Source organism: Tenacibaculum soleae, assembly GCF_001693415.1.
Taxonomy (GTDB): Bacteria; Bacteroidota; Bacteroidia; order Flavobacteriales; family Flavobacteriaceae; genus Polaribacter; species Polaribacter soleae.
The window spans coordinates 565,661-583,731 of record NZ_MAKX01000001.1 but is presented as its reverse complement, the minus strand read 5'-3'; the positions used below and the strand labels follow the sequence as shown (position 1 = coordinate 583,731).

The window sequence follows — 18,071 nt, the reverse complement described above, 5'->3', positions numbered from 1 at the left end:
AATGTGTCAATTAATTTAAAAATATAACAATACGTTATTCTGAACTTGTTTCATAATAACATCAAGAATATGATTTCAGTACAAAAAGCAAAAAATATAATATTAAGTAAAACCCAAGATTTCGGAACAGAAGAAATTCCGTTTATACAATCAGTTGGTCGAATTTTAAAAGAAGATATTGTTGCTGATAGAGATTTTCCGCCATTCAATCGTGTAGCAATGGACGGAATTGCCATCAACTTTTCTTATTTTAAAAAAGGGCAACGAAATTTTAACATAGAAGGTATTCAACCTGCCGGAAGCGAGCAATTAACAATGCAAAAAAGTGAAAATTGCATTGAAGTAATGACCGGTGCTGTATTACCCAATAATTGTGATACCGTAATTAGATATGAAGATGTAATTATTAACAACGGTATTGCCACCATTACTGTTGATATTATAAAAGACAAACAAAACATTCATGTTAAAGGGTCTGATAAAACTCAAGGACAACTTTTAATACACAAAAACATTGTTATTTCTCCTGCTGAAATTGGAGTTTTAGCCACCGTAGGAAAATCGATGATAAAAGTTGCCAAACAACCCAAAGTGATGATTATTTCTACGGGTGATGAATTGGTTGAAGTTGATGAAAATCCGTTAGCCCATCAAATTCGCAGAAGTAATGTTTATACTTTAGTTGCTTTATTAAAAGAATTAAACATTTTTTCTGAAACTGCACATATTACCGATGATAAAACCATTTTAAAAGAAAAAATAAACAACTATTTACAACAGTATGATGTATTGCTTTTTAGCGGTGCAGTAAGTAAAGGTAAATTCGATTTTTTACCCGAAGTTTTAAGTGAATTAGGCGTTAAAAAGTTGTTTCATAAAGTTGCTCAAAGACCCGGAAAACCTTTTTGGTTTGGTACCAGTGATGCTTTAAACATTAGTGAGCAGCATGTTTATCAGAATAAAAAAAACAAAACAGTTGCCTTTGCTTTTCCTGGCAATCCGGTTTCAACTTTTGTAAATTGTTTAGTGTATTTTTATCCGTGGTTAAAAAAATCTATCGGAATTTCATCCGAAGAAAAAACAGCTATTTTAACTGAAGATGTAAACTTTAAACCCAACTTAACTTACTTTTTACAAGTTAAAATTGAAAATACAAACGGACAAGTATTTGCAACTCCAATAAGAGGAAATGGTTCTGGTGATTTAGCTAGTTTAACAAAAGCTGATGGATTTTTAGAACTACCAAAAACAACAAAAAACGAATTTAAACAAGGAAGTGTTTATCCTATAATTAGATATAAAAGATAACTTCTCTATACAATTGTCAGTTCGAGTGGTTTTATTGAAATGATAATGGAAATAAAAGCGTATCGAGAATCATAGCATATAAAAAATGAACAAATTCACCCACATAAACGAGCAGAATCAACCTAAAATGGTGAATGTTTCTGATAAGAAAATCACCAAACGAACTGCGATTGCAAAAGCAACCATGTTTTTAGGCGCTGAAATAGTTTCTCATTTTAAAAATGATGATTTAATCACCAAAAAAGGCCCTGTTTTTCAAACCGCAATTATTGCAGGGATTCAAGCCGTAAAAAAAACATCTGATATTATTCCGATGTGTCACCCCTTATTAATTAATGGCGTTGATATTGACATTGAAATTATTGATAACGAAAATTTAGAAGTTTTTTGTAAAGTAACTATCGAAGGTAAAACAGGAGTTGAAATGGAAGCTCTAACGGGCGCTTCGGCAACTTGTTTAACAATTTATGATATGTGTAAAGCCATCAGTCAAAAAATGGTAATTAAAGAAATAAAATTAGTAACAAAAACAGGTGGTAAATCAGATATTAACAATGGGTAAAAAGCATCAAAAACACGCAAATATTACTAAAAAACAAAATGATACTTATGCCGTAAATGAGGTTGCTATTTTAGGAACTAAATGTGGAGTGATTGCGGATTTAGTTACAAAAGTATCTACAAAATTATCGAACTATAATTTAGCATATTTTGATGCATCACATGCTAAAAATGCTGCTGATAATGTTTTTACTGAATATACTTTTCATCACGAAGGAAATGTGCAAATAAACACAACATCAATAATAAATAAATTTGAACAACGCTTGCAATTTGTAAATCATGATTTTGTGTTTATCAACGGTAATCATTATCAAGGTGCCAAACAAATTTTAATTTTAGATGATGAAAAAGAAGCATCTATCAAAAAACGCTTAGATCAAATTACCAACATCCAATTTATTGTAAAACTAAATCCTGATACCAAAATTTTTGAATGTTTGGTTGAAAAATTTCCACAGATAAAAAACATTACAAGTTATAACATTAATGATATTAATGATATTACAAATCACATTGAAAATTTAATAAAAGAACATATTGCTCCTGTAAACGGATTGGTTTTAATTGGCGGAAAAAGTACCCGAATGGGAACCGATAAATCTGAGTTAGATTATTACGGGAAACCTCAAAAATTATATGTTAAAGAATTACTTGAAAACAATAATTTGAAAACCTATTTTTCTGTACGCGAAAACTCAGAAAAAAACGATGAAATACATGATACTTTTTTAAACCTTGGCCCTTTTGGCGGAATTTGTTCTGCTTTTCAAAAAAATCCAAATTCGGCTTGGTTAGTTTTAGCTACTGATATTCCTTTTGTAAATGAAGCCTTGATTCAATTATTATTACAAAAACGGAATCCAAGTAAAATAGCCACAACAATTAAAGGTAAAAACAAAGAATTTCCAGAGCCTTTAATTACCATATACGAACCAAAGGCGTACACTAAATTATTACAATACTTAGCTCAAGGATATTCTTGCCCACGAAAAATGTTAATTAATGCAGACATTGAGATTATCCAAGTAGATGATAACTTAATTAGAAATATTAATACTCCTGAAGAATTTAATATTGCTAAAAAAGAGATTAAAAACTATGAGTAAATTAGTAATAATAAAAGGCGGCCAAAAACATTTTATCTTTCGGTTTATGGCTGCCATTCTTTATGCTTTTGCCGTTTTTATTTTAGTGAAGTTTTTTATCAACACCCAAATATCAACTATCGAAAATTATACCATTTCCTTTTTACATGTTCTAGAAATGGAAATTTATGTTATAACACTTGCATTGTTAGCTTCTGTTGTAAATAATCATCATTTTAATCTTAAAGCGAAAACATATCGTAAATACTATTCTGTTGGCCCTTTAGGTTACGGAAAATGGCAAAATATAAGTGACCTTACTTACGTATCTATTTATTTAAACAATAATGATATTTACGAAGTAATTATTTGGGATAAAAACAATGATCGTTTTAAAGTTTCATTTCATAAATTAGAAAAAGATGCTATAGAAACAGCAAAATATGTAGCAGATAAATTAAGTATTGATTATTACACGAAATCAGTTGACAAGTTATTTTAAAAACACGATACTTATAAAACAGTGTAATTTTAAATGTTTCAAATGGAAAATAAATAACAATAAATAGCACTAATTTTTGATGAAAATTTTATATTTTTTTATCAATAACTATTAGTAATTTTACTATTCATATTTTATATAAAAATGAAAATTGTAATTGGTAGGATAGACAAAGCTGATTTTCCTGAATTATCTCTTTCGGGAATAGATTTAAAAATAGATTCAGGTGCATATACATCCTCTATACACTGTACAAAAATTGAAGAAATTAAAATTGATGGAGATAATTTTATTAAATTTACATTATTAGACCCAGAACATTCCTTGTATAATAATAAGGAATTTACAACAAAAAATTATACCTCTAAAGTTGTTAAAAGCTCGAACGGGATTTCTGAAACACGTTTTTTAATTAAAACTGAAATATTTATTTTTAATACATTATTCCCAATCCACTTAACTTTAACAGAAAGAAAGGATATGAAGTTTCCGATATTATTAGGTAGGAAATTTCTGAATAAAAAATTTATTATAGACACAGCAAAAAAGAATTTATCTCACAAATTAAAATATAAAGAATAATGAAAATTGTAATTTTATCTAGAAACCCAAAATTATACTCTACAAGTAGGCTAGTTGAAGCCGCTGAGAAAAGAGGTCATGAAGTTTTGGTCGTAGATCACTTAAAATGCAATATTGAAATTGAAAAAAAAGCACCTAAAATATTTTATAAAGGAGAATATTTAGATGATATCGATGCGATTATACCTAGAATCGGTGCTTCGGTAACCTTTTATGGTACAGCTGTAATTCGTCAATTTGAAATGATGAAAATTTTTAGTGCTGTTTCGTCTATTGGCTTGGTAAGATCTAGAGATAAATTAAGTAGTTTACAAATTTTAGCAAGAGCTGGTGTTGGTTTACCAAAAACTGTTTTTACGAATTACACAAAAGATGTAGAACATGTTGTAGAATCTGTAGGTGGCGCTCCTTTAGTATTAAAATTATTAGAAGGTACTCAAGGTTTAGGAGTTGTTTTAGCAGAAACAAAAAATGCAGCAACGTCTGTATTAGAAGCTTTTAACGGCTTAGGAGCAAGAGTAATTGCTCAAGAATTTATTAAAGAAGCAGGCGGAGCAGATATAAGAGCTTTTGTAGTAGACGGTAAAATTATTGGAGCTATGAAACGTCAAGGAAAAGAAGGAGAATTTCGCTCTAACTTACACAGAGGTGGAAATGCATCTATCATAGAATTAACAGATGAAGAAGAAAAAACAGCTTTAAAAGCAACAAAAGCGTTAGGTTTAGGTGTGGCTGGTGTAGATATGCTGCAATCATCTAAAGGACCTTTGGTACTAGAGGTTAATTCATCTCCAGGTTTAGAAGGAATTGAAACTGCTACAGGAAAAGATATTGCTAAAGAAATTATACGTTATTTAGAATTAAATGTTGAATAAACCTTTTGTTCTTTTAGGGAAAGAAATACCCAAAGGGCAACGCACTGTTTTAGATTTAAAAATTGCCAAATTACATACCAGAACAACTGTAAGTGTTCCTATAATTATTGAGCGCTCTAACAAGCCAGGCCCTGTAGTTTTATTACTTGCGGGTATTCATGGTGATGAAACTAATGGTGTTGGAATTATTAGGGAAATCATCAGTTTAGGTATTAACAAACCTGAAACAGGAACTATAATTTGTATTCCTGTTTTTAATATTTTTGGGTATTTAATTCAAACTAGAGAGTTTCCTGACGGAAGGGATTTAAACAGAATGTTTCCTGGAACTGTAAATGGCTCATTAGCCAGTCAGTTTGCCTATCAATTTACCAAAGAAATAGCGCCTTTTGTAGATTATGTAATAGATTTTCATACTGGTGGTGGTGATCGAGACAATATTGCGCAAATAAGATGTAGCAAGGGTGATGAAAAGGCCTTAGAATTGGCGAAAGTTTTTAATCCGCCAATGATTGTTTTTTCTAACAACATAAAAAAATCTTTAAGAGATACATTACATAAAATGGGTAAAACTGTTTTGCTTTTTGAAGGTGGAAAATCAAAAGATTTAAATCCCACTATTATTAATGAAGGTGTAAATGGAACAAAAAATATATTGATTCATCTAGGTATGATTAAAGGTGAAATTACCGTTAGGGCTACTCCCGTTTTTGTACATAAAGCAAAATGGTTACGCGCATCAGATTCTGGGATGTTTAAAGTAGTTGCAAAAAACGGAACCTTTGTAAAAAAGAAAGAGATTTTAGGTATTATTCAAGACCCTTTTGGTGAATTTAAAAAAGTGGTTTATGCGCCATTTAATGGCCATATTTTTTGCATCAATAAAACACCTATCGTAAATAAAGGAGATGCTTTGTTTCATTTAAGTATAGAGCAATCTGTTGTTTCCAACGACAACTTGTAAAACTTACAATTGGCACCTACCTCCAATCACATTATAAATTATCAAAGTTTATAATATGATTGGAAGTAGCTTTAAAACCATTTTTTTCTTTTAAAGAAATATAACAATCCAAAGAAAAGAAAAATCATAAAGCCCCACAAAATATAATATCCGTTCTCATAATGTAATTCTGGAATATTATCAAAATTCATCCCGTAAATACCTGCAATAAAAGTTAATGGAATAAATATGGTAGAAATTACAGTTAATACTTTCATTACCTCGTTCATCCTATTACTAACACTTGTCATGTACATGTCCATCAATCCCCACAACATATCTCTATATATTTCTATGGTTTCAATAACCTGAATTGTGTGGTCATATAAATCTCTAAAATAATTTAGCGTTTTAGATTTTACTAGTTTACTTTCAGCTTTTTCAAGTTTACTAACGATCTCTCTTAAGGGAAAAATAGAGCGTCTAATTTTTAAAGCTTCTTTTTTTAACGCCTGTATTTCTTTAACAGTATCGTTATTGGGATTTGTAAACAAAAGTTCTTCTAAACTTTCGACTTTCTCACCCATGGTTTCTATAATTAAAAAATAATTGTCTACCACAGCATCCATTAAAGCATATAATAAATAATCAGAACCATTGCTTCTTATAATACCTTTTGATGCTCTAATCCGTTCTCTGATACCATCAAAAACATCTTCTTCAGATTCTTGAAAAGAGAGTACATATTTATCACCAAGTATAATACTAATGTGTTCTACTTTTAAATGTTGGTTTGTATCATAGTACAACATTTTAAAAACTACAAAAATATAATCGTCATATTCATCTATTTTTGGACGCTGATTTATATTCACAATATCCTCTAATATTAAAGGATGTAGTTTATAATAGTTTCCGATTTTTTGAATAGACTCTGTGTTATTAAGTCCGTTTATATTTATCCAGGTAGTAGTATCTGTTTCTTTATAACTAAAACAAGCTTCAATTTTATTTATTTTTTTTTCCTCTAAACTATCTTTTGTATAATCAAAGGTGTTAATAAATAACTGAGTATTTTCTTTTGTACCTGTATAAGTAATTGTTCCAGGAGGAAGACCTATTTTGCTTTTAAATTTAGATTTTCTCATTTAAATAAGTTAAATACTATCACATCATAAACATTTCATCTTCTTCTATACAATGTGTTAAACTCTATTGTGTAACTATTAGGGTGTTTTACAAAACATAAATTAAATAAACCTACACAAAAGTAATCATTATCATCCTAACACAATTAAGTGAAAATTCATTTCTGTGAATAATTAATTCGTCTGATAAGCTTTAAATTTAATAAATAAAAAGCTTATCAGACTATCGTAAATAGGTAAAACTGAAATTAACTATGTACAATATTCTACACAGTTTTTATTTTTTGTGTTAAATTTAAGTTCAAGATTTCTCTTTACTACATACTCTTTCAAACTTCTCAATCCATTTTTATTATAAATACTTAAAGAAAGAGACACCGTTATTAATCTAATATAAGGTTTTAAAAAATTAGATATAAAAAACAACATTAATTTTACCCTACTAACCTCTATTTATTTTTATTTTATCTAAATTAAAACACTAAAAATTAACATTTTTAGTCATATGTTAATTTTTTTAAGATAAAAATCCATTATTTACTTATTATATATTATAAATGTAAACACTTCAATTCCAACCACTAAGAATAAATACATTTTCCTTAACAAAAAAGATGTAAAAAATAATATTGTGTAATATAATGATACTATAGTGCAATATATTAACAACAAATAAGCCTTAAATTTGAATTTATCACAATAGATAAAGCCTAACTTTGGAATTAAAAGAACTATTAAAAGAAACGAAATCAAAAGCCATATTCCTTTTAAAAAACGATGGAGAAACTATTGATTTTTACCCTAAAAAAAACGTTTTAGGTGATTTACAAGATAAAATAGCAGTATTTAAAGCTACTATTTTTAATATGAGTAATCATTTTTTTAGCAATTATTTTAATACTGATTTAAAAGAAATCATATTAAAATCTAACAATGAGAATATACTTATAATTAAGCACAACGAATATATTTTGTGTTTTTTATCTGACAAAAGTATAAATGTTGGTTTATTAGAACATCTATTAAAAAAGGAATTTAATCAATAACTATAAACTCAAACGAAATGCAACAAATTTTAGACGACTTAGTAAAAAACGTAAAAGAAAACATTTCTGGATACATAGGGATTAGCGTAGCTGAAATGGCTTCAGGAGAATCACTTATTTCTGACTCTGCTTTAGACGGTTTTGACCCTGCTCTAGCTTGTGCCTACAATGTAGAAATTATTAACGCCAAACGTAAAGCAATGAAATCTTTAGGTTTAAATGAAAACTTAAACGACATTCATTTCAATTTAGACAGTCAAATACACATTATTAACATTTCGCCTAGTGGTGATTATTTTGTTTATTTAGCTGTAGATTCTAAAAAAGCAAACTTAGCGCTTACTAGAACACTTTTAAACAAATATAAACAAGAGCTAAACAATGAGCTATAATGCCATTGATTTAACTAATTATAATTTTGAGGACACATTTATTAATTTTATAAATAAATATCAAGATATTTATACAAAAAAGGTTCTGCAAAATGCAACAGCTCCCCCAGGAGTACAAAAAACTACTTCAGAGAAAAGAGATATTAAAGCAATACTTGAAGATTTCTTTTTTTCTCCAAAATATGATAATCTTTTGGACGCTATAGGTTTTGGAAATACAAAAATTATAGAAAATTAAAAAAAGCGAGAAAAATTTCTCGCTTTTTTTGTACTCGAGGCGGGAATCGAACCCGCACTCTCGAAAGAACTGGATTTTGAATCCAGCGCGTCTACCAGTTCCGCCACTCGAGCATTATAAAGAGAATGCAAATCTATAAAATATTTTAATTAATTCATTTAAATAACTTTTAAACTCTTAAAATAGTTTTACTTTTGCACTAACAACAACACTAACAAAAACAAAAACTACTTTAAATGGCTGTAAATCAATTAAGCCCAAAAATATTTGCTTGTTCTCAAAGTATTGAACTTGCTAAAAACATTGCAAAAGAATACGGAGTTTCACTTGGTAATGTAATAACTACTCACTTTAGTGATGGTGAATTTCAACCAGCTTTTGAAGAATCTATACGTGGAAGGCGTATATTTTTAATCGGTTCAACATTTCCATCTGCAGATAATTTAATGGAAATGCTATTAATGTGCGATGCTGCTAAACGAGCATCTGCAAGACATATTACTGCCGTTATGCCTTATTTTGGGTGGGCACGTCAAGACAGAAAAGACAAACCTCGTGTTGCTATTGGTGCAAAATTAGTTGCAAAATTATTAGAGTCGGCTGGAGCTACTAGAATAATGACTATGGATTTACACGCTGATCAAATTCAAGGCTTTTTTGAAAAACCTGTTGATCACTTATTTGCTTCAACAATTTTTCTTCCTTATGTAAACAGCTTAGGATTAGATAACCTTACCATTGCCTCTCCTGATATGGGTGGATCTAAGAGAGCTTATGCATATTCAAAATACTTAGAAAGTGATGTTGTTATTTGTTATAAGCAACGTGAAAAAGCTAATGTTATTTCTCACATGGAATTAATCGGAGATGTAAAAGGTAAAAATGTAATTCTTGTTGACGACATGATTGATACCGGAGGTACACTTACAAAAGCTGCAGATTTAATGATAGAAAGAGGTGCATTAAGCGTACGCGCTATTTGTACACACCCAATACTTTCAGGAGATGCTTATGATAGAATTCAAAACTCACAACTAACCGAACTAATTGTTTCAGATACAATTCCTTTAAAAAAGAATGTATCTAAAATAAAAGTAGTATCTTGCGCCACTTTATTCGCTGATGTGATGCATAAAGTTCAAGATAACACATCAATTAGCGATGAATTTTTAATGTAAATAAATATAAAAAAGTAATGAAATCAATTACAATCAACGGATCACAAAGAGAAAGCGTAGGTAAAAAAGCAACAAAAGCCTTACGTAATGCTGGAAAGGTTCCTTGCGTATTATACGGAGGAGATAAGCCTGTTCATTTTTCAGCGGAAGCAAAATCGTTCAAGCCATTAGTTTATACTCCAGATGTATATACTGCTACGATTGAATTAGATGGTGCAAAATACACAGCTGTATTACAAGACATCCAATTTCACCCAGTAAATGACAGTATTTTACACGTAGACTTTTACCAATTATTTGACGATAAAATGGTAACTATGGATATTCCTGTACGTTTAGTAGGTACATCTAAAGGTGTTATGATTGGTGGAGCTTTACGTCATAATTTACGTAAATTAAAAGTAAAGGCATTACCAGCTAACTTACCTGACTTTATCCAAGCAGATATTACTGAATTAGAAATTGGTAATAAACTATATGTTACTGAGTTAAAAAACGAAGCTTATACGTTTTTACACCCAGACAACACAGTAGTTGCTCAAGTACGTATGTCGCGTAACGCAACGAAAGCTGCAACTGAAGAGGAAGAAGCTGAAGCATAAAAATAGCAAAACTATTTTAATAAAAAAGCGTTACCATTGTGTAACGCTTTTTTTATTTTTGATAAATAATTGTTATTTAAAACAAAACTAAAAAGATATAGATAGTAAATCTGATGAAAAAATTCTTAATCGTAGGCTTAGGTAATATTGGCGAGAAATACCATAACACACGCCACAATATAGGCTTTAAAATAGTAGATGCTTTTGTAAAAGAGTATAATACTACTTTTGAAACCGATAAACTTGGTGATATTGCTAGACTAAAAATCAAGGGAAAAACTGTTATTGTTTTAAAACCAAGTACCTATATGAATTTAAGCGGTAAAGCAGTAATGTATTGGATGAAACAAGAAAACATTCAAGTAGAGAATCTATTAGTAATTACTGATGATTTGAATATCGATTTTGGTACACTTCGAATAAAAGGAAAAGGAAGTTCTGGTGGACACAATGGGTTAAAGGATATTCAAGAAAAATTTAATACTGGTGCCTATCCTCGTTTTCGATTTGGTGTTGGTGCTGATTACGGTAGAGGTCGCCAGGTAGATTATGTATTAGGTCAATGGAATAAAGAAGAAGAAAGCGAAATGATTGAACGCATACCTACTTCAGTTAACGCAATAACTTCATTTATAAATGCTGGCTTAGCAAACACAATGAACGCCTTTAATGGTAAATAAATTATAATAAAAAAGGCTCAAAAATTAAATTTTAAGCCTTTTTTATTAATTATCACTAGCAAACCACTCGGCAAAGCTAGTTTCGGTTTCTTGAAGTTTTAATGAAAATAATTTAATATTATCAGGAAGTCTTTTCTGAATTTTATCAGCAAAATCAATAACCATCATCTCACTTGTTGGCTGATAATCTACTAAAATAACATGATGATCTCGAGCTTTTAATTCCTTAGCTAACTCAACATGTGGTGTATTTTGATTAAATACCGTAGCATGATCAAAAACATCTACAATTTCTTCTATTACAATTTTCTTTAAATCGCCAAAATCAATAACCATTCCGTATTTAACATTTGATACATCTGTAATTGGTTGTCCAATTACCGTTACTGAAAGCTTATAACTATGCCCATGAACATTTTTACATTTACCATCGTAACCATACAATGCGTGTCCAGTTTCAAAAGAAAACTGCTTCGTAATTCTGATATTAGCCACTATCTTTTAAATTTTTTATTACTTCTATATTTATTGTAAAAATACACAATTGCAACTCCTGCTGCTAATATTGCAAATAAATAATCTCCTCCCATAATATATATTTTATTCGCCGAAAGTACGAATTTGTTTTACAATTTTAGTCAATAACCACACGAAACCTACTGATAATAAAATTCCGATAAGCACCGATAGTGTTGGATGCTGTGCTATCCATTTTCCTACCTCATACCCTGTTTTATATGCGTCACTTTTTTCCATCTCTAAAGATAATTATTTTTTAAACTTTGATAACGCTTTTTTTGTAAAGTCAGACAATACCAATTTTCCTGAAGTTTCAGCTCTTTCTAGCAACAAGTCCTGCCAAGGCTCAGTTCCTTTCCATAAAGCTTTTTTCATTTCTGATAAAGCTTCTGGGTTATACGATGCTATTTTTTCTGACAACACCTCAACTTCAGTATCTAAATCGTTACTATTTTCAAAAACGCGGGCATATAAACCTTTTTCTTTTGCCCAATATGCATTTTTCCAACTTGTAGCATCTAAAGTTAATTCTGCCAATCCACTTACACCTATTTTACGTTCTACGGCAGGCGCAATTACAAAAGGACCAATACCTATGGTAAATTCAGAAAGTTTAATAGAAGCATGCTCAGTTGCCAATACATAATCACAAGCAGCTGCCAAACCAACACCTCCACCAACGGTTTTTCCTTGCACACGACCAATAATTAATTTTGAACAACGACGCATGGCGTTTATCACATTTGCGAAACCTGAAAAGAATGCTTTTCCGTCTTGTAAATTATCAATTGCAACTAGTTCGTCAAAAGAAGCACCGGCACAAAAGGCTCTATTTCCTTCAGATTTTAATACAATTACAGCAACCTCATCATTGTTTGACAAGTTGTCAAATTCATTTGCCAAACGCGCTAATAATTCACTTGGAAACGAATTACTTGCTGGATGTCCAAATTCAACCGTAGCTATTTTATGCTCAATGTGTGTATATAAACTTCCGTTTTGTCTTGTTGTAGTCATTGATTTTGATTGTTTTTTCAAAATTACAAAATTATATACTTTTTATAATTCCTTTACCTAAGAATAAACCACATAAAATTATTCCATAAAAAATTGTTTATTTGTTTTTATAAAACAAAAATCTATGAAAACATTTAAAAGTGCAATTATTTTATTTATCGTTACTTTATTTTTAGCTAATTGTCAAAACGATGAATTTGTCAATAATCAAAAAGTTGAAAAAACTATTAATTACGACGATTATTTAGCCGATATACAGGTTATTAATGGCATTACTAACCAAACTATATATAATTTTATATATCAAAAAAAACAATTAAACAAAGGCCATGAACCATCTAATCAAAACACAGTATTTAACACTATTTTTCAATCAATAGAAGATGGCAACCTACAAGTATTAAACGACTTGGAATTAAGTTCTTATAATGAATTTACATCTTTTAATCATAAAGAGGTAGGTTTACTTACTATAGATGACATAAACTTACCAGCAGAAGCTGTATCATATTTTAAAGAACTATATAAATTCCAAAGAAATGATGATTTTAACGGAATTTTTTCTTTACTAGATCAATTCAAAAAAGAAAAAGAAAACCCAAATTTATTAAGTTTAATAGGCGTTTTTAATGTTATAGAATCAAATAAGGATGCTTTTTTTTATCAAAATAGAGGAGATAGAAGCTGTAACGGAAATATTAAATCTTTGATTAAATCTACAATTAAAGGTGCTGCCATTGGTGCTATTACTGGTGGTCTTTTAGGTTCTTGGTTAGGTCCAGTTGGAACATTAGCAGGTGTTGTTGGAGGCGCAATAAAAGGAGCTGTTTATGGTGGGTTGGCTGAGGTTGCGTATCAAGCAATAGAATGCGCTATAAAGGAATCTTCCTTAGAAGAAGCACCACAAGATTTAATAATAGAAATAGATGAAAAAATTAAATCATTACCTTCTGATATTACTTTTGATATTATTTTTAATTACAACGAATTAATTCCTTAAATTTCAGAAAAAAATGACTAAAATAAAATACTTAAGATTTTTTATCTTTTTAAGAAACAATAAATTATTTGTAAATTTCTTAAGGCTTTTTTTACTGCCATTATGTTTAGGTTATAATAATTCAGGAAAGGGTTTTAATCTCAAAGTATTTTTAATAAGGTTTTCTTTTTTCTTTTTTCTAAACTTCTTTTGGGATAAATATGTCGTAGAGCCTTCTATAAAAAAAGGAGAGAAAAGAAGAAATATAAATAGAGAGAAAAGAAGGCAACTAAATAAGAAAAAATAATTTTTCAATTACAACCTCTTATAAATGATTTATAAGAGGTTATATTTTTTTTCAAAATTACGTTTTTTGAGCTAAGGGTAAAAACTTTCTTCTAAACTTAACAATTAATGGTATCGATCGGGCAATCATCCAAAGAAAAAAGGCAATCCAAATTGCATGTAACTTGTAATTAAAATAATCAAAAATTAGTAATGTAGGTACAAATACAAAAGTGGTTGCGAGTAACAGTAGGTTTCTTAAAAACTTCATTTCGCCCATTCCTTTAAACATACCATCGTAAATAAAGGCAATTGCACAGATAGGTTGCATTAATAAAATTAGCCAAAATGTGTTATAAAACTCAATTAAAACTTCAGTTTCTTTTGTAAAAATGGTTCCGATATACTTATATAAAACAACCCCTATAACTGCTAAAAACAAACCAAATATAAAACCATACTTAATCAATCTATTTCCTAAAACAATTAATGATTCGTATGCTTTTGCGCCTAATAATTTGCCTGACAAGATATTTCCTGCGGATGAATATCCATCAATCATAAAAGCGCCCATCAACCATAAATTAAACCCAATTGTATAGGCAGCAATATAGGCATCGCCATAATTTGTTGCGTAGGATGTACCAAAATACAAGGCAATATTTAAAGCAATAGTTCGTACAAATAAGTTTAAAACCATCGTAATAAAGCGTGGTATTTCTTTATTAAAAGGCAGCTGTAACTTTAAGGAAATTGTTGTTGTTTTTACTAATAAAAGTACTGACATTAACGCCATAATAATTTGCGCTATTACACTTGCATATGCGGCTCCTTGAATATTCATTGCTGGGATAAACCCTTCAATTCCATACACTAAAACAATGTCTAATAAAATATTTACAACGGTACCTACTAATGCAATTAACATTGGGTAATAGGTATTTTGTAAACCTCTAAAAGTTCCAAAAATAGCTATGGTAAGTAGTGTAAACGGAAAACCAAATACTCTAATTTTATAATATGCAATTGAATATTCTAATATTACCCCTGAAGCATTGTAAAATTTAAAAATTTCTTCGGCAAACGGGTAACTAATTGCTAAAACAAGCACACTTATACTTACTACAATAAAAATAGCTTGCGCAGGTAAATTTTTAACCTCATCTATTTTATTCGCTCCTAAGTATTGCGATATAATTGATGAAATTCCGCTACGTATTTGTCCAAATACCCAAATTAACATTGATAAAAATGCACCTACAATTCCAATAGCAGCAATGCTTTGCGTACTATTATGAGTTATATTTCCTACAATAGCTAAATCTGCCGTAGAAAGCAGTGGCTCTGCAACACCTGCTATTAAAGCTGGAAAAGCAAGTTTATTAATATTTTTAAAGCTTATATCGTGTTGCAATATTTTTATTTTTTTACCAACATTCGTTTAATTTCATTCAACTTCATTAAAGCTTCAATTGGTGTAAGTGTATCAATATTGGTTGCTAAAATTTCTTCGCGAATATCTTCTAATAAAGGATCGTCTAACTGAAAAAAGCTCATTTGCATTTCTTCATGCTGCGACTCTTTTAGTACCTCTTTTACTTCGGTATTCGATTGATTTTCTTCTAACTTTTTTAATATTTTTTCAGCTCTGTGGATTACCATATTTGGCATTCCTGCTAATTTTGCAACATGAATACCAAAACTGTGATTGCTACCACCAGCCACTAATTTACGTAAGAAAATAATACTATCTTTTAACTCTTTTACAGAAACATTAAAGTTTTTTATACGTTTAAACGTACTCGTCATTTCATTTAACTCATGATAATGCGTAGCAAACAATGTTTTTCCTTTTGATGGATGTTCGTGTAAATATTCGGCAATAGCCCAAGCGATTGAAATTCCGTCATAAGTAGATGTTCCACGACCTATTTCATCTAACAATACCAAACTACGTTCAGAAATATTATTTAAAATAGAGGCTGTTTCATTCATTTCAACCATAAAAGTAGATTCGCCCATCGAAATGTTATCACTGGCACCTACTCTAGTAAAAATTTTATCAACAATACCAATTCTAGCATTTTGAGCAGGTACATAACTTCCCATTTGAGCCAATAAAACAATTAAAGCAGTTTGACGCAATATTGCCGATTTACCCGACATATTGGGTCCTGTAATCATAATTATTTGTTGCTGATTACGATTTAAAACCACATCGTTAGCAATATACTCTTCACCTATCGGAAGTTGTTTTTCAATTACAGGGTGACGACCATTTTTAATTTCAATATCTGTGCTTTCATCTATAATCGGACGTACATAATTATTATCCATCGCTAAAGTGGCAAAAGATAATAAACCGTCTATTTTAGCTACATTCTGTGCATTTTGTTGCACAGGTTGTACAAAACCGATAATAAACTGTACTAATTTGGCAAAAATTTCGGTTTCAAGTTGCTGAATTTTTTCCTCAGCCCCTAAAATTTTTGCTTCGTACTCTTTAAGTTCTTCCGTAATATATCGCTCAGCATTTACCAACGTTTGTTTACGAATCCATTCTTCAGGAACTTGGTCTTTATAACGATTTCTAACTTCAATATAATAACCAAAAACGTTGTTAAACGCTATTTTTAAACTCGAAATACCAGTTCTTTCCGTTTCGCGAGCTAGCATTTTATCTAAATACTCTTTTCCTGAGTTAGAAATGTTACGCAACTCATCTAACTCGGTAGAAACTCCACTTGCAATAGCATTTCCCTTATTAATATTTACAGGAGCATCTTCTAATAAACTCTCGGTAATTTTATCAATCAATATCTTACAATCATGTAATTGTTTTCCGATTTCATTAACCGCTTTGTTCTTGCTTTTTTCTGCGGATATTTTTATCGGTAAAATTGCTTTCAGCGAGTTTTTTAATAAGATAACTTCTCTTGGCGAAACCTTACCTGTAGCTGCTTTTGATATTAATCGTTCAATGTCAGAAATTTGTTGTAGTTGATACGTTACCGTTTCATAAAAAGCATCATTATCAATTAAAAACTTAACCAATTCGTGGCGTTGTTGTATCTGTGATAAATCTTTTAAAGGCAATGCCAACCAACGCTTTAATAAGCGCCCGCCCATTGGCGAAATGGTTTTATCAATAATGTTTAAAAGCGAAACTGAGTTTACATCATTACCTCCGTATAACTCTAGGTTTTTAACGGTAAATCTATCCATCCACACATAATTGTCTTCAGCAATTCTACTGATAGATTGTATGTGTTCTACTTTATTATGTTGTGTTTCCGACAAGTAATACATGGCAGCTCCACCAGCTATAATTCCACTTTCTAACTCAGCAATTCCAAATCCTTTTAAGGTTTTAACTTTAAAATGATTTTGTAATAATTCGGTACCATATTCTTTTTGAAAAACCCAATCATCTAAATAAAATGTATGAAAACGATTGGTAAATAACTCTAAAAATCGCTGCTTGTATTTTTTTTCTACTAAAACTTCACTTGGTGTAAAATTTTGTAATAATTTATCAATATATTCTTCGTTTCCTTGCGCAATTAAAAACTCACCTGTTGAAACATCTAAAAATGATACTCCAACATTTTTTTTAGCAAAATGAACTGCCGCTAAAAAGTTGTTAGATTTTGATTGTAACACCTCATCATTTAACGCAACTCCAGGAGTAACCAACTCTGTAACACCACGTTTTACGATAGTTTTTGTCATTTTAGGGTCTTCTAACTGATCGCAAATGGCAACTCTTAATCCTGATTTTACTAACTTAGGCAAATAGGTATTTAACGAATGATGCGGAAAACCTGCCAAGGCTGTTTCACTTTCGCTACCAGCACCTCTTTTGGTTAAAATAATTCCTAAAACTTCGGATGCTTTTACAGCATCTTCTCCAAAGGTTTCGTAAAAATCACCCACTCTAAAAAGCAACATTGCATCCGGATATTTTAGTTTAATACCGTTGTATTGTTTCATCAATGGTGTTACCTTTTTTGCCTTTGTTTTTGCCAAGTTTATGGATTTTTTGGATTAGTTTTGCGAAGATATAAAAGTTTAGAGTTTCTTTTGTTTCAAGTTATTCACAACTTTATATTTTCAGCTTAAAAACAA

General features: G+C 30.1%; 20 protein-coding genes and 1 tRNA gene. 14 read left to right on the top strand and 7 right to left on the bottom strand.

Features of this window, described 5'->3' with window-relative positions:
* Positions 1-69 precede the first annotated feature (69 nt).
* From BA195_RS02610 to BA195_RS02580, 7 genes are all read left to right on the top strand, one after another.
* Positions 70-1,308: a molybdopterin molybdotransferase MoeA gene (locus BA195_RS02610; RefSeq protein WP_068702143.1), complete on the top strand. Its 1,239-nt coding sequence runs from the start codon at positions 70-72 to the stop codon at positions 1,306-1,308.
* 85 nt (positions 1,309-1,393) lie between these two features.
* A complete protein-coding gene (gene moaC / locus BA195_RS02605; RefSeq protein WP_068702141.1) occupies positions 1,394-1,870 on the top strand; it encodes a cyclic pyranopterin monophosphate synthase MoaC in 477 nt (158 codons plus the stop codon).
* On the top strand, positions 1,863-2,978 hold the full coding sequence (locus BA195_RS02600) for an NTP transferase domain-containing protein (RefSeq protein WP_068702139.1): 1,116 nt from the start codon (positions 1,863-1,865) through the stop codon (positions 2,976-2,978). Before moaC ends, BA195_RS02600 begins: the two co-directional genes overlap by 8 nt.
* Entirely contained in the window at positions 2,971-3,459 is a 489-nt protein-coding gene (locus BA195_RS02595) for a hypothetical protein (RefSeq protein ID WP_068702137.1), read from the top strand. Before BA195_RS02600 ends, BA195_RS02595 begins: the two co-directional genes overlap by 8 nt.
* Positions 3,460-3,603: 144 nt before the next feature.
* The gene (locus BA195_RS02590) at positions 3,604-4,041 is read left to right on the top strand and encodes an ATP-dependent zinc protease family protein (RefSeq protein WP_068702135.1); all 438 of its coding nucleotides are present in this window, start codon (positions 3,604-3,606) and stop codon (positions 4,039-4,041) included.
* Positions 4,041-4,916 carry a 30S ribosomal protein S6--L-glutamate ligase gene (gene rimK / locus BA195_RS02585; protein ID WP_068702133.1) on the top strand — a complete coding sequence of 292 codons (876 nt, stop codon included), beginning with the start codon at positions 4,041-4,043 and terminating at the stop codon, positions 4,914-4,916. Before BA195_RS02590 ends, rimK begins: the two co-directional genes overlap by 1 nt.
* Entirely contained in the window at positions 4,906-5,880 is a 975-nt protein-coding gene (locus BA195_RS02580; protein WP_068702131.1) for a succinylglutamate desuccinylase/aspartoacylase family protein, read from the top strand. Before rimK ends, BA195_RS02580 begins: the two co-directional genes overlap by 11 nt.
* A gap of 71 nt (positions 5,881-5,951) precedes the next feature.
* Here the strand turns inward: BA195_RS02580 and corA are convergent, their stop codons facing one another.
* Positions 5,952-7,007 (bottom strand): magnesium/cobalt transporter CorA, encoded by a 1,056-nt coding sequence (gene corA, locus BA195_RS02575; RefSeq protein ID WP_068702129.1) that lies wholly within the window; start codon positions 7,005-7,007, stop codon positions 5,952-5,954.
* Positions 7,008-7,723: 716 nt separating this feature from the next.
* Here corA and BA195_RS02570 point away from each other — a divergent pair.
* Genes BA195_RS02570 through BA195_RS02560 form a run of 3 tightly spaced genes read left to right on the top strand, consistent with a single transcriptional unit; the run spans position 7,724 to position 8,683 of the window.
* Positions 7,724-8,053 (top strand): hypothetical protein, encoded by a 330-nt coding sequence (locus BA195_RS02570; RefSeq protein WP_068702127.1) that lies wholly within the window; start codon positions 7,724-7,726, stop codon positions 8,051-8,053.
* A 17-nt stretch (positions 8,054-8,070) separates the two neighbouring features.
* Positions 8,071-8,445: a hypothetical protein gene (locus tag BA195_RS02565; RefSeq protein ID WP_068702125.1), complete on the top strand. Its 375-nt coding sequence runs from the start codon at positions 8,071-8,073 to the stop codon at positions 8,443-8,445.
* Positions 8,435-8,683: a hypothetical protein gene (locus BA195_RS02560; RefSeq protein ID WP_068702123.1), complete on the top strand. Its 249-nt coding sequence runs from the start codon at positions 8,435-8,437 to the stop codon at positions 8,681-8,683. Before BA195_RS02565 ends, BA195_RS02560 begins: the two co-directional genes overlap by 11 nt.
* Before the next feature lie 31 nt (positions 8,684-8,714).
* Here the strand turns inward: BA195_RS02560 and BA195_RS02555 are convergent.
* Positions 8,715-8,796 (bottom strand) — tRNA-Leu (locus tag BA195_RS02555).
* 123 nt (positions 8,797-8,919) lie between these two features.
* On the opposite strand from BA195_RS02555, the gene BA195_RS02550 reads away from it, so the two are divergent.
* The 3 genes from BA195_RS02550 to pth all read left to right on the top strand — a co-directional run bounded on the left by BA195_RS02550 (position 8,920) and on the right by pth (position 11,143).
* On the top strand, positions 8,920-9,861 hold the full coding sequence (locus tag BA195_RS02550) for a ribose-phosphate pyrophosphokinase (protein ID WP_068702121.1): 942 nt from the start codon (positions 8,920-8,922) through the stop codon (positions 9,859-9,861).
* A gap of 17 nt (positions 9,862-9,878) precedes the next feature.
* Positions 9,879-10,463 carry a 50S ribosomal protein L25/general stress protein Ctc gene (locus BA195_RS02545; RefSeq protein ID WP_068702119.1) on the top strand — a complete coding sequence of 195 codons (585 nt, stop codon included), beginning with the start codon at positions 9,879-9,881 and terminating at the stop codon, positions 10,461-10,463.
* A 113-nt stretch (positions 10,464-10,576) separates the two neighbouring features.
* Positions 10,577-11,143, top strand: a complete 567-nt coding sequence (pth, locus tag BA195_RS02540; RefSeq protein ID WP_068702117.1) for an aminoacyl-tRNA hydrolase — start codon at positions 10,577-10,579, stop codon at positions 11,141-11,143.
* A gap of 45 nt (positions 11,144-11,188) precedes the next feature.
* Here the strand turns inward: pth and BA195_RS02535 are convergent, their stop codons facing one another.
* The 3 genes from BA195_RS02535 to BA195_RS02530 form a co-directional block, all read right to left on the bottom strand.
* Positions 11,189-11,638: a 6-pyruvoyl trahydropterin synthase family protein gene (locus tag BA195_RS02535; RefSeq protein ID WP_068702115.1), complete on the bottom strand. Its 450-nt coding sequence runs from the start codon at positions 11,636-11,638 to the stop codon at positions 11,189-11,191.
* 105 nt (positions 11,639-11,743) lie between these two features.
* Positions 11,744-11,899 (bottom strand): hypothetical protein, encoded by a 156-nt coding sequence (locus tag BA195_RS14320; RefSeq protein ID WP_176714944.1) that lies wholly within the window; start codon positions 11,897-11,899, stop codon positions 11,744-11,746.
* A 12-nt stretch (positions 11,900-11,911) separates the two neighbouring features.
* On the bottom strand, positions 11,912-12,679 hold the full coding sequence (locus BA195_RS02530) for an enoyl-CoA hydratase/isomerase family protein (protein WP_068702113.1): 768 nt from the start codon (positions 12,677-12,679) through the stop codon (positions 11,912-11,914).
* Positions 12,680-12,803: 124 nt separating this feature from the next.
* Between BA195_RS02530 and BA195_RS02525 the strand changes: the two genes are divergently transcribed.
* Positions 12,804-13,679 carry a glycine zipper family protein gene (locus tag BA195_RS02525; RefSeq protein WP_068702111.1) on the top strand — a complete coding sequence of 292 codons (876 nt, stop codon included), beginning with the start codon at positions 12,804-12,806 and terminating at the stop codon, positions 13,677-13,679.
* 343 nt (positions 13,680-14,022) lie between these two features.
* Here the strand turns inward: BA195_RS02525 and BA195_RS02520 are convergent, their stop codons facing one another.
* Entirely contained in the window at positions 14,023-15,357 is a 1,335-nt protein-coding gene (locus BA195_RS02520) for an MATE family efflux transporter (protein WP_068702109.1), read from the bottom strand.
* 5 nt (positions 15,358-15,362) lie between these two features.
* Positions 15,363-17,972, bottom strand: coding sequence for a DNA mismatch repair protein MutS (gene mutS, locus BA195_RS02515; protein WP_068702107.1), 2,610 nt, complete (start codon positions 17,970-17,972; stop codon positions 15,363-15,365).
* Positions 17,973-18,071 lie beyond the last annotated feature (99 nt).

Coding starts and splice junctions, on each gene's coding strand:
- BA195_RS02590 (WP_068702135.1), top strand. CDS start 3,604: ATGAAAATTGTAATTGGTAGGATAGACAAAGCTGATTTTCCTGAATTA.
- BA195_RS02560 (WP_068702123.1), top strand. CDS start 8,435: ATGAGCTATAATGCCATTGATTTAACTAATTATAATTTTGAGGACACA.
- BA195_RS02580 (WP_068702131.1), top strand. CDS start 4,906: ATGTTGAATAAACCTTTTGTTCTTTTAGGGAAAGAAATACCCAAAGGG.
- BA195_RS02545 (WP_068702119.1), top strand. CDS start 9,879: ATGAAATCAATTACAATCAACGGATCACAAAGAGAAAGCGTAGGTAAA.
- BA195_RS02550 (WP_068702121.1), top strand. CDS start 8,920: ATGGCTGTAAATCAATTAAGCCCAAAAATATTTGCTTGTTCTCAAAGT.
- BA195_RS02525 (WP_068702111.1), top strand. CDS start 12,804: ATGAAAACATTTAAAAGTGCAATTATTTTATTTATCGTTACTTTATTT.
- BA195_RS02530 (WP_068702113.1), bottom strand. CDS start 12,679: ATGACTACAACAAGACAAAACGGAAGTTTATATACACACATTGAGCAT.
- moaC (WP_068702141.1), top strand. CDS start 1,394: ATGAACAAATTCACCCACATAAACGAGCAGAATCAACCTAAAATGGTG.
- corA (WP_068702129.1), bottom strand. CDS start 7,007: ATGAGAAAATCTAAATTTAAAAGCAAAATAGGTCTTCCTCCTGGAACA.
- rimK (WP_068702133.1), top strand. CDS start 4,041: ATGAAAATTGTAATTTTATCTAGAAACCCAAAATTATACTCTACAAGT.
- BA195_RS02595 (WP_068702137.1), top strand. CDS start 2,971: ATGAGTAAATTAGTAATAATAAAAGGCGGCCAAAAACATTTTATCTTT.
- pth (WP_068702117.1), top strand. CDS start 10,577: ATGAAAAAATTCTTAATCGTAGGCTTAGGTAATATTGGCGAGAAATAC.
- BA195_RS14320 (WP_176714944.1), bottom strand. CDS start 11,899: ATGGAAAAAAGTGACGCATATAAAACAGGGTATGAGGTAGGAAAATGG.
- BA195_RS02565 (WP_068702125.1), top strand. CDS start 8,071: ATGCAACAAATTTTAGACGACTTAGTAAAAAACGTAAAAGAAAACATT.
- BA195_RS02610 (WP_068702143.1), top strand. CDS start 70: ATGATTTCAGTACAAAAAGCAAAAAATATAATATTAAGTAAAACCCAA.
- BA195_RS02600 (WP_068702139.1), top strand. CDS start 1,863: ATGGGTAAAAAGCATCAAAAACACGCAAATATTACTAAAAAACAAAAT.